Source organism: Photobacterium obscurum (assembly GCF_026191635.1).
In the GTDB taxonomy this organism is placed as follows: Bacteria; Pseudomonadota; Gammaproteobacteria; order Enterobacterales; family Vibrionaceae; genus Photobacterium; species Photobacterium obscurum.
In genome coordinates this window covers 1-11122 of the sequence record NZ_JAKRRW010000007.1, presented here as the reverse complement: position 1 = coordinate 11122, position 11122 = coordinate 1, and the positions used below count along the sequence as shown (strand labels likewise).

At 44.4% G+C, this 11122-nt stretch carries 10 protein-coding genes and 1 pseudogene; 6 read left to right on the top strand and 5 right to left on the bottom strand.

Annotated features, from left to right (window positions below; all coding sequences use genetic code 11):
• Positions 1 to 65 precede the first annotated feature (65 nt).
• Together MD588_RS10710 and MD588_RS10705 are read right to left on the bottom strand one after the other, a co-directional pair.
• Positions 66 to 224, bottom strand: a complete 159-nt coding sequence (locus tag MD588_RS10710) for a hypothetical protein (protein WP_265697204.1) — start codon at positions 222 to 224, stop codon at positions 66 to 68.
• A 38-nt stretch (positions 225 to 262) separates the two neighbouring features.
• Positions 263 to 1324, bottom strand: a complete 1062-nt coding sequence (locus MD588_RS10705; protein WP_265697203.1) for an alpha/beta hydrolase fold domain-containing protein — start codon at positions 1322 to 1324, stop codon at positions 263 to 265.
• Positions 1325 to 1631: 307 nt separating this feature from the next.
• On the opposite strand from MD588_RS10705, the gene MD588_RS10700 reads away from it, so the two are divergent.
• The 3 genes from MD588_RS10700 to MD588_RS10690 all read left to right on the top strand — a co-directional run bounded on the left by MD588_RS10700 (position 1632) and on the right by MD588_RS10690 (position 4679).
• Positions 1632 to 2573, top strand: a complete 942-nt coding sequence (locus MD588_RS10700; RefSeq protein WP_265697202.1) for a LysR family transcriptional regulator — start codon at positions 1632 to 1634, stop codon at positions 2571 to 2573.
• A complete protein-coding gene (locus MD588_RS10695; protein WP_265697201.1) occupies positions 2573 to 3523 on the top strand; it encodes a LysR family transcriptional regulator in 951 nt (316 codons plus the stop codon). Before MD588_RS10700 ends, MD588_RS10695 begins: the two co-directional genes overlap by 1 nt.
• Positions 3524 to 3722: 199 nt before the next feature.
• Positions 3723 to 4679: a DUF2860 family protein gene (locus MD588_RS10690; RefSeq protein WP_265697200.1), complete on the top strand. Its 957-nt coding sequence runs from the start codon at positions 3723 to 3725 to the stop codon at positions 4677 to 4679.
• A gap of 182 nt (positions 4680 to 4861) precedes the next feature.
• Here the strand turns inward: MD588_RS10690 and tnpC are convergent.
• The 3 genes and pseudogenes from tnpC to tnpA form a co-directional block, all read right to left on the bottom strand.
• Positions 4862 to 6429: pseudogene (tnpC, locus tag MD588_RS10685) on the bottom strand (IS66 family transposase).
• A 58-nt stretch (positions 6430 to 6487) separates the two neighbouring features.
• Positions 6488 to 6841, bottom strand: a complete 354-nt coding sequence (tnpB, locus tag MD588_RS10680; protein ID WP_083651673.1) for an IS66 family insertion sequence element accessory protein TnpB — start codon at positions 6839 to 6841, stop codon at positions 6488 to 6490.
• The gene (gene tnpA / locus MD588_RS10675; protein WP_265697199.1) at positions 6838 to 7161 is read right to left on the bottom strand and encodes an IS66 family insertion sequence element accessory protein TnpA; all 324 of its coding nucleotides are present in this window, start codon (positions 7159 to 7161) and stop codon (positions 6838 to 6840) included. Before tnpA ends, tnpB begins: the two co-directional genes overlap by 4 nt.
• 434 nt (positions 7162 to 7595) lie before the next feature.
• On the opposite strand from tnpA, the gene MD588_RS10670 reads away from it, so the two are divergent.
• The 3 genes from MD588_RS10670 (at position 7596) to MD588_RS10660 (ending at position 11002) form a co-directional block, all read left to right on the top strand.
• Complete coding sequence (locus MD588_RS10670) at positions 7596 to 8975, top strand: amidohydrolase family protein (RefSeq protein ID WP_265697197.1); 1380 nt, start codon at positions 7596 to 7598, stop codon at positions 8973 to 8975.
• Between the two features lie 55 nt (positions 8976 to 9030).
• The gene (locus MD588_RS10665; RefSeq protein WP_265697196.1) at positions 9031 to 9663 is read left to right on the top strand and encodes a DUF3299 domain-containing protein; all 633 of its coding nucleotides are present in this window, start codon (positions 9031 to 9033) and stop codon (positions 9661 to 9663) included.
• A gap of 94 nt (positions 9664 to 9757) precedes the next feature.
• The gene (locus MD588_RS10660) at positions 9758 to 11002 is read left to right on the top strand and encodes a carbohydrate porin (protein WP_265697195.1); all 1245 of its coding nucleotides are present in this window, start codon (positions 9758 to 9760) and stop codon (positions 11000 to 11002) included.
• Positions 11003 to 11122: the final 120 nt, after the last annotated feature.

The window sequence follows — 11122 nt, the reverse complement described above, 5'->3', positions numbered from 1 at the left end:
TTGGAAACAGACTAGATTAAAGGCGAACCGGGAGGTTCGCCTTTTTATTAACTCATATTCTGTGATTAGACAGAATGTAAGCGCCCCATGATCACCACACTCAAATAACCTTCCAGCACGCTTATCATCGAACCGGAGGTATGGTGAATGTCGAAACGTCGCTCAATCCGGCCCAGCTTCAAGAGGTGACTTGTATTGAGCTGTTTTGATAAGGAAGAAGTCATAGAGCTGAGAGATACCCCAGCTCTACATATCGTTGGCTTTATTTCACTAGATGACTGTACATAAACTCACTCAGTGCCTGATAATGTTCTGTTGACTCAGGAGTACCTAGTGCAAAAATATAATCTCCATGAGATTGCCCCTCATACACATTAAGTTGTGTATAGGCCTCCGCTCTTTTTAGCTCTCTATCCAGTCGAATGGTATCGCTAAGTAGTAAGTCGCGTGTACCGGTAATGAGATAGCTTGGTGGAAAGTTATCAAAGCTTCCATTGATAGGCGACACTGTAGGGTTTGCAGGGTCTATGTCACCAATATAAGCGTTAACCATCGCTCCAGTTAACCCTCTCCAAGTACCTAGCACGTGATCTAGCCCTTCATTGTAGTAACGGCTATCACCCGTCATTGTCATATCAACGGAAGGGGTACCAATATAAAGTGCAGCAGCCGTTGGTAATCCTTGATTAAGAAGCTCTTGGTGGGCTAATACAGTTAAAGTGGCCCCAGCCGAGGAGCCTCCCATTACCATTGACTCTGCGCTGCGTGTTTTCAGTAGCGCTTTCCATACATCAACAATCTCGTTACGTGCAGCAGGCGCAGGGTGCTCTGGCGCTTTCGCGTAGTCGATCGCTAAGACTGGCATTTGCAGAAAATGAGCGATGACATGGGCTTCAGTCGTTGAAGCCAGCCCACTATTTAACATAAACGCCCCACCTTGATTGATGACAAAGAGCTTGTCTTTCAACTCTGGATTAATGGTTTTTGGAGTAACCCAATACACGTTTACGCCCGCTATATTGTCTTCAACAATGGAAGTGCCAAACTGTTCAGATAACCTTTTCGCAGCTTGAATGGCAGCCGTATCTCTCTTGTTAATAAATGCTTTCCAATCCGACTTAGTTTGCGGGATGTTCTTATGCATAGCTTCAACGTTAGCAGCAGGAACGCGAGCTGAGAACTGATAGAACTCATCACTCACCGCAGTTGAAAGTGGTACAGGTTGCGTGGACAAGGACAAAACCTTTTCATTTTCTTTTGCTACCACGCCAGTACTTAGAATACTTGTTGCCAGAAGAGAGAGAATGATTTTTCGTGTCTTCATTTTTTCACCTTAACAGTTAGTTTGGACAAGCATTCCTTGCTGCGATGGGTTTAATATAAATTCACAGAATCATAAATTCGATGAATTAGAGAAATTCATTTCTGACACAAAACATGATGAATGTGGCTAGTCACTTTTTTGTTTTGCTCTAAGGTTGCATAAGCAGGTATTGCAATTAAATGTTCAATTCACAGCTTATGCTTGTAACTTATTGTTTTTACTTTGTATTCAATGGCGTGATAAAAGAAAAGTTTACTAATAGCCTTTTGCTATTATTAAATTATCAGCTTCAACTTACAGGGACAGTATGGACACGAAGTTAAAAGAGCTTGATCTCAATCTTTTAAAAATACTGCAAGCGGTAGTTGAAACACAAAACTCACATGCAGCCGCAGAAAAACTCAAGATTTCACAGGCCAGTGTTAGTCGAGGAATGGCTCGGCTACGAGAAAGTTTTGGTGATCAACTGTTTATTCGAAAGGCTCATGGCGTTGAACCTTCGGAATTAGCTAAAAAAATGGCAGAAGCAGCATGTGAGATGCTTAACCCATTATTGAAAGTGCTGGATACTTATCAAGATTTTAATCCTGAAGACTTTGATGGAAACATCACGATTTTAGTGAATACCTTTTTGCTGGAATTTTTCGGGCCATCGCTGATCATGCAACTGAAGCGATCTTTACCTCATGCTTCTTTTAACATAGCTCAATGGCAGAAAGACTCCCTGTACGAGGTACTACAGGGCAATATTGACTATGTTCTCCAGTTTGCCTCTTACAGCATGCCCCAAGAAGTGTATTGCCGTAATCTGGCTCAAATTGAAAACGTTGTACTTGCCCGAAAAGCACATCCGGTGTTAACGCTCAGTAGCGAGTGGGAGCGAATACACGGCTTGCCAATTGTGAGGCTATTTTTGGATGGCATTAACCCTAAGCGGGGTATTCTGGATAAAATATATGAACAGCAAGGCTATAAAGCGAATTTTGTGCTTACAACGCACAGTGTGCGAACTGCTGTTGAGCTTGTCAAAAATACAGATGCAATTATGTATTCCAGTGAGTACGTTAAGGATATAGCCCCGGAAATAGAAGCCTACTCGTTGCCACCTTTGACTAAACGTTATAATCAATTGGATATTAATGGCGCGTATTTACAGACTCGCCGTGGTAATCCAGTTAATCAGTATCTTCATCAGGTGCTCCAATCGTTTTTTGATAAAGCTGTCTATCCGATTACAAAGGAGCAATGATGAAAAATAATCTAAAAGATTTAGACCTGAATTTACTCAAGCTCCTACAAGCCGTTGTTGAAACACGTAACACACATGCTGCTGCTGATAAATTAGGCATTTCACAAACCAGTGTCAGTCGCGGTTTGGCCAAGCTTCGCGAAACATTTGGCGATCAGCTTTTTATTCGCAAAGCTCATGGTGTTGAACCGTCTGAATTAGCGACAAAGCTTGCAGAAGCCACAGATGAAATGTTCACCCCTTTAATCAAGGTGGTTGAGTCCTACCAGAACTTCGAGCCAGCTGAATTTGAAGGTGAAATTACCATCGCTATTAATATTTTTTTCTTAGAACTTTATGGCGACGGTATTTTTAACGCCCTGAGAACGACATTGCCGAATGCGAACTTTAAACTAATGTATTGGCAAGAGAACTCATTAGCTGAAATGTTGAATGGTAATATTGATTATATGATTCATTTTGCAGCTTACCCGCTACCTCAGGAGATCTATCAACACACGTTACAAGAGATAAAGCTTTGTCTGGTTGCGAAAGAAAATCATCCGGTATTGAGTCAGACCAGTGAATGGGATGATATCCATCACCTGCCATTAACTCGCATAATTATCGATGGTATCAACTCTAAACGCTCACCGGTTGAAGAGCTCTATATTTCAAGGGGTTATCATCCAAAGATGTCGCTGACGACCCATAGTATTCGAGTCTTGCTCAATAAGTTAAGTAACTCTGATGCGATCCTATTTGGCAGCAGCTTTATGACACAGTTGCACACAGGGCTTAGTACCTATCCACTGCCACCAATGCCGAAGGAGTTGAGGCAAGTGCATGTCAATGGTGGTTATTTACAATCGAAACGGGGGTTCCCTCTTAACCAATTGATTCATCAAACGATGCAAAGTTTCTTCGATGGCGTTATCCAACCCCAGCATAAAAGTGTATCTGGTGGGTGATGATTTAGCATGAGGCCAAGATCTCTCTGCCGCAAAGCTTTCTAGGCTGGCCGCCAAGTCTGAGTTTGAACTGGAATGCCAAAAATGAATTTCTCTAAACCATAGGCCGGATAAGTGTGATGGTTTAATCTTCTCAACAAAGAAATGGAGTTGAGCCGAAGGAATGATGCGCCATAATTTCTATTGATGAGTATTGATTATGAAAAAAACGCAATTTTGTCTGGTTACACTTTTATCTGGTATAGCTTTCATTGCTCAGGCCTCTGATACTTCACGTTTTAGTGGGGAGCTTTCTATTAATGCCGGTTTTGCAACATCTGACTCCAACCTTAATCCGAATGGTGACAAGACACTGACTAGCCTGAATGATCAGGTTTCTCACACCAACAATGTATTTGTCGCTCCACTTGGTATCATTAGCTATGCATTAAACAACCAAAACTCACATCGAATTTATATGGGGACATCCCGTGACGATCTGGCAGTGGGTACGCTCGCTTTTGAACTTGGTTACCAATACGACTTTCTAAACGGTACTCGACTCGATATTGGTGTATTACCGACAGTACTCTCCGGCGAAGTGTGGGCTGATCCTTACCTGGTTGGAGAGAGTAGATCGACAACTGATATAGAAGGGAATGCCTATCGCCTGAAGCTATCCAACATTGGCAATAGTGGTGTTTCCCTTGATATGGCATACGCAACCGCTGAGATTGACAATGATCAGATAACCGAGCAGGCTCTGCTAAGGGATAGCTCAGCCTATTACCTCAAAGGCCAGTATCGTTCAATGTTGGATTCTAACTCTGGATTAATTTCGGCATTCAGCTATACAGGTCGTGATGCAGAGGGAAAAGCGGCGTCTTACAATAAGTACAAAGCAGAACTGACTTATTTATATTTTTCACCCGGTCACTCGGTCGCGTTAACTGGCAGCTATGCTTATCGCGATTTCAACGCAGTGAACCCTCTTTTTGGCAAAGAGCGTTCAGATGATATTTATCGCCTGTTCTTGGCCTATGAGTATGCCAATATTCCTGGTTGGAAAAACTGGAGCGCAATATCGTTTGTTGGCAGCACGTTTACAACATCGAATATCGACTTCTATGAAAGCAACGACTTGATCATGTCTGTAGGCTTGAATTATAAGTTTTAAATACTCAATCCAAGTTCGAAAGGCTCTTTTGCATGGAGGCTTTTGTTCTTTGCCTACTCTATTTTTTGCTTTACTAAGCTGTTCCCCTTACTGATATTTTGTAAGCAATGGTATGGATACAGCTCACTCCGGTAACTTGTTGCTCAACTAAAATGTATGCTCCCTATAACCACGGGCGTTTATTAATGTGATATGTTCCAGGGGAGCAATGCATTGATATCTGGCTCTGGCTTGGCCAACGCCTTCATGCAATGCACCAGGTAGTCATACACAACTAGGTCATTGGCCTTTGCCGTTTCAATGATGCTGTAGAGGACAGCACTGGCGTCAGCGCCACTTGGCGTATCGGCGAACAGCCAGTTTTTCCTGCCAATGACCAGCGATTTTATTGCACGTTCGGCGCGATTGTTATCGATAGACAGGTGGCCATCTTCTACATAGCGTATCAACTTTGGCCATTGCCTTAACGTGTACTTAATCGCTTTCCCGAACGGCCCAGAGCCAATGACTTTTTGTTTGTTCAGCCACTGATAGAGGTCATCCAGCATCGGTTTGGCTCGCAGTTGCCTCTCGACCTGACGTGCTTCAACCGTGCATTCTTTCAGACGCGCTTCCAGCGCATAGAGCTTCTGGATTTTTGCCAGTACCACATCCGCTTTACCGGTTTTACCTTTCCCCTGGACTTTCTTGGCATCCATGAACTTACGACGGGCATGTGCCATGCACCCTAGATGCTCAATCGCCTTTAAGGTGTCATAAGCCTGATAGCCATCGGTTTGCAGGTAGCCGGTAAAGTCCCCCAGGTAGTTAGCCGGACACGCGCCGGCACGACTATTTTGATAGTCGAACAACACGATATTTCGGAGCCCTGGCGGTGAGGCTCCCGGAGAGTCTGCCCCTGAGCAATAGACCCACATATAGCACTGCTTATCTTCCTTGAGGACATTCAGGGGCGTCTCATCAGCCTGGATAACGACTTGCTGTAACAGCGTTTGCCTGATTGCCTGGTATAACGGCGTAAAGGCCTCACTGACCTGCATAGCCCAGCGTGCCATGGTCGTGCGAGTCAACGCGATACCGGCTTGCTCGAAGAGGGTTTCCTGTCGGTATAGCGGCAAGGCGTATTGGTATTTACCCAAAATGATGTTGGCCAGCAGGCTTTCCGTGGCAAAGCTTTTGGGAATGAGGCTAGCCGGTGCAGGTTTCTGTATGATACTGACCTGCTCCGCCGTTTTCTCGCACTGGCGGCAGCCGTATTTCGGCCGCACATACTCCAGTACTTTCAGTTGAGCAGGGACGAATTCGAGCTTTTCGCTGACATCTTCACCGATTCTGTGTAGCTCGCCCTGGCAACATGGGCAGATTTTCTCATCCGCTTCAAGGTCAAGGACAATACGCTCGCGAGGCAAGTCTTTCGGTAGCGGTTTGCGTTTGCCCCGACGCTTCACCGTCGGCTCTGTAACAGAAAAGATTGATGCTTCGTGACTTTCTACTGCTGGAGTATCGGCCTCACGCTCCACTTCGTTAAAGAGTTCGCCCTGGGCATCGTTATAGGGTTTCAGGGACTCTGCCCGTTTGGCAAACTGGCGGTCGATAGCGAGCTTAAATTGCTCAAGCAGGGATTGTATTGCGCACTCAGAGATTGTTTTTCCTTTTCCCACTCCTCACGCTCAGCCAACAGCGTCTTCACCATGGCCTGAAGCTGGCTGATATCCTGGGTTGATGGGTCAAAATCGGTGGCTTTATTCATGGGGGTATTTTACCAAAAATGGCGAGAAAACACCCATCACAAGCACCATTTATATCACTTAATTGATTGTAAAATCGTGTATTTCTACAGGTTTGTGGCCGATTATTGTGAAGCCTGAAAGCAACCTGTCTAGCTCGGTTTGTGTCAGTGTCATGACCTGATTATTCTCGCGCACCGGCCATTTGAATTTGTCTTTTTCGAGCCTTTTATACCACAGGGCAAAGCCCGTGGTGTCCCAGTACAGTATTTTGATTTTGTCGCGTTGTTTGTTGGTGAAGAGGAACAGCGCACCGGAGTCCAATGCCAATGTCGTTTCGCTTTCAACCAGCGCAGCCAGCCCGTTGATGGATTTGCGGAAATCGACAAAGTGGCGGTAGAGATAAATGGCTGGCGGGTTTATCAGGCCTTTCATGATTGCAGTGCCCTCATTAGGTTTGCCAGGTACTCTGGCGGTGTGCCCTGAGGGATACTCAGCTCAACTTCGTTGAAAGACAGTGTCATGTTAGCTGGCACTGGTTTGGCAAAGTGATACTCGGTGGTGCTCTCAACGACCTGCGCCCGAACAAAGCCGCTCTCGGCGTTACCATCTGCTCGCTTAATCAAGCTGCGCTTAGCTGAAAACGTTGAGCAAGCTAACCGATGTTGTTTGCAAAACTCTTTCAGGGTCAGTGTGCTGTTTTCATACTCGAGGATCAGCGTTTGCCATTCCTGGTCAGTTCGACGTTTCGACATTCACCATATCTCCAGTTCATTAAGGGAAATATGATGATAAGCGTGCTGAAGGGCTATTTGAATGTGGTGATCATGGGGCGCTTACGCTGAATCTAATCAGACATGTTGCTCTAAATCACTTCTGCCCCCAACTTTCTTAGTCTGCTCTTTACTCCTTTTCTGATACTTTTTATTTAACTAACTTTTTCTAATGCGACTGTCGTGGCATCTAAAAACGGTATTTGTATAATTTTCCGGATATTAAAGCTGAGATAAATGCTCTTTTTGGGAGACACTCCACTGAAGATACGTATTGAAATCTATTGTTTTACACAATATTGACAAAATTATAAGCGTGATCTTAACTTCTTTTTGAATATGCTGCGCTATATTGCATAAATACATGATCATTATCTTCAGGATGACTAAAACACTATTATTACAAGGGGTATTAAATGAAGATTGTTATTCTCGCATCTACGCTGACCATGATGATATCAATGGCTTTTGCTAAGGATGATACCCCAGTCGGACAAATAGTTTTCAAGAATGTAGACATATTTAACGGTATTGAAAATAAGCTGTATGAAAATCATCATGTACTAGTTGAAGGGAATATCATTAAAACCATTTCAGCCGAGGAGGTTAATGTTCGAAGCGACGCAACTGTTATCGATGGTACGGGAAAAACCCTCACACCTGGCTTTATTGAAAACCACGCGCACTTAATGCTAATGGGGCCGAACCTGCCTGCTATGGAGGCCAATAAGACCTGGGAAGATTTTGCCATCCACGGCGCCCGAATGGCTGAGATGTATCTGATGCAAGGTTTCACCACAGTGCGTGATGCTGGTGGTGCAAACGGTGGTTTGAGAAGAGCCATCGATGCGGGAGAGATTGTAGGGCCTCGTTATTATCCATCTGGTGCATTTTTAAGTACACGAGGTGGTCATGCTGATTTTGCAAACTACTCTGCGCCTGTTGGTACAAAAACAAACTTCGGTCGTCTAAACCTTTCGCAAGAAGTAGACAGTGTTGCTGAAGTTAAAAAATATGCCCGAAACAACTTTCGCATGGGGGCAACTCAGCTTAAATACATGCAGTCTGGAGGTGTGGTATCCGCATTTGACCCTTGGCAGTTACTGGCGGGCTCTCCTGAAGAGATTGAGGCAGCTGTTGCTGTCGCAGAAAGTTATGGCAGTTATGTGATGGCTCACTCTTATCGTAAAGAAGCGATTCTTAGCGCTCTCAATGCGGGTGTAATATCTATCGAGCATGGTTTCGCTTTTGACTGCGAAATTGCCGAAGTAATGAAAGAGAAAGGTGCATTTATAACCACTAACCTGACAGCATTTGACCCTGGTCTTTTAGATATTCCTGCCGTAAAAAATGTACCATCTAGTTTAGCGAAAGCTAAATCAGCAAGCGAAACATTTAAAAACTACATCCCAAACATGAAGAAGTGCCCGGTTAAACGTGGATTCCAAACTGACTGCGTAGGATCTGTAGATGCATGTAACATTCAGATTGCTTACGAAAAAAATTTAAACAACGAGTTCTTTGGGCCTTATGAGTCTTTGAAGACGATGACGTCAGTCGGAGGGGAAATTGCTAAGCTGACAGGTGACTTCACCAACCCTTACCCCAAAGCTAAATTAGGGGTGATTGAAACTGGTGCTTATGCAGACATTCTGCTACTTGATGGCAACCCGTTAAAAGACTTTTCTGTAGTCGGTACTGGTGACAAATGGTTTGGCGCCGAGAAGCGTCCAGAGAGTCCAGAGACTATTCGGCTAATTATGAAAGATGGTGTTATCTATAAAAACACTCTTTAGGCTTACCTGTTTTTAAGTATTACCGTATTAGAATTAGATGTAAGGATGCATAGTTTTGAAAAAGCTTATTCCATATCTATTCGCGTTGGCATCTCTAGGTAGCTTTGCCAGTGAACCGATTACTCTTGATTGGCAAAAACTAAGGCCTGAACCCCCTAAAAATCAGGTTACCCTTCCAGAGCTCAGTTATGAAAATAGGCTTCAGCTTCAAAGAATATTGACTTTAATGCACTCTGGCGATCAGCTAGATATGGCGCGTATAAATTCAATAAAAATGCAATTAAAGTCCGAAGGCGTCGATGCTGATGAACTACTTAAATTGCGAGATGTATATATACAAGCGCAAAAAATGGCGGCTGAAACGATCACTACGGAGTTCGATGGTAAAAAAGTTAGAATTCCAGGCTTTCTTGTCCCAATTGAGTTCTCTGAAGCTATGGTGACGACTGATTTTCTTCTCGTTCCAACTGCCGGCGCATGTATACATATGCCACCACCTCCTGCAAACCAGATAGTCCGCATATCTTTCCCTGAAGGATATAAGATGAAAAATGTTCGACACCCGGTTTGGGTGGAAGGAATCATCACCTCATCGGTTAAATCTGAAGAGGTCTATATTGTAGACGGTACTAGTAACATCACGTTGGGCTATAGTCTGGATGCTTCAAAAGTAGTTGATTATCAATAGTAGAAAGTAGAACTCACAGCCGGACATACGATAGCGAGTGATGTCTCTGTATTGAGTATTGTTTGAATGGAAGAATAATGTGATAGGGGCGGTTATGCTACACACTAAGATCATTGTCGGAGGACTATTGGTTGCGTCTTTGCTTTCAACAGTTGTCTCGGCCGCTAATTTTGAAGGCCCAGATTCTGTAGACAATACTATTTCAGGACAGGCTGCAGAGAAACGTTCTTGGCGTGAAAAGCTTATGCATAAGGGCGTTACTTTCGGTATTGATTATAATGCGGTCGGCTTTATTTCAGCCAATGGCAGCGAAGGTAATAGCGTGAGTTCCAGTGGTGGCGTGGCTCGTTTTTATGGGCAATGGGGTGTCGTGGGTCGTGATACACAAAATACGGGTAGCCTGGTATGGAAGATTGAGCACCGTCATGCCTACTCTGATTATCCACCAAAAGATTATGCCTTCCTTTCTGGCTTCGGTGGTAAAGAAGGCTTGGGCTACATTGGCCTCATCCAGCCAGCATTTAATGACCAAGGTGGTCGCCTCACTAACCTTTATTGGAAGCAGCGCCTAAACGGCGGTAAAACTTCACTCATTGTTGGTTTTCAGGATGTAACCGACTACGTTGATACCTACGCCTTGGCTAGTCCATGGACTGCATTCTCAAACCTCGCCTTCCAGACGGGGGCTGGCGCGATGGGACTACCGGATGATGGGCTACTATCCCTTTCTGCTGGCCATATGATCACTAACAATTTTTATGTAGTAGTGGGTGTGGCTGATGCCAATGGCCGATCGGACATTGAAGACGTGTTTGAAGGCTTTGATACTCTGTTTAACGACCATGACCTATTTACATCCCTGGAGCTTGGCTGGACAGCCTCACAAGAGCAGATCTACACCGATAATATTCACCTTACCTACTGGCATATCGACCCGACATTTAATGATGACGGCAGCGCCAGACATAGTGCGTTTGCAAGCCAAGGCTTGAACTACTCGCTGAGTTACTTTGTTACGCCACATATCATGCCGTTCTTGCGGGGCGGGTTCTTATTTGAAGGCGATGCGGCGTTGTATGAGACTTCGGTCTCGACCGGATTTGGCTATTTTGCGCTAGGCGCGCCAAATAATAATCTTGGCTTTGCGTTCAACTGGAGTCAGGCAAACGAAGAAGCTTGGGGAACGAATGATAGCCAATCGGTCGTTGAGGCCTTCTACAACATGCATCTTGGGGATTACTTTCAGTTGACACCGAATCTGCAATGGATCAATAACCCACTGCTTTCTGATGAGAGCAACGCCTTTGTGCTTGGGCTCAGAGGGCGAGTCTTTATCTAATCTGACGGACATAAAGCAAGGCAATTTTTGCGATACCTAATTAATACATAGACTGATTAATTAAGTAATAGTTCTAACCCATTTTTGTCCAACAGCTTGTTGAACGAAGCCGCTGCGCGG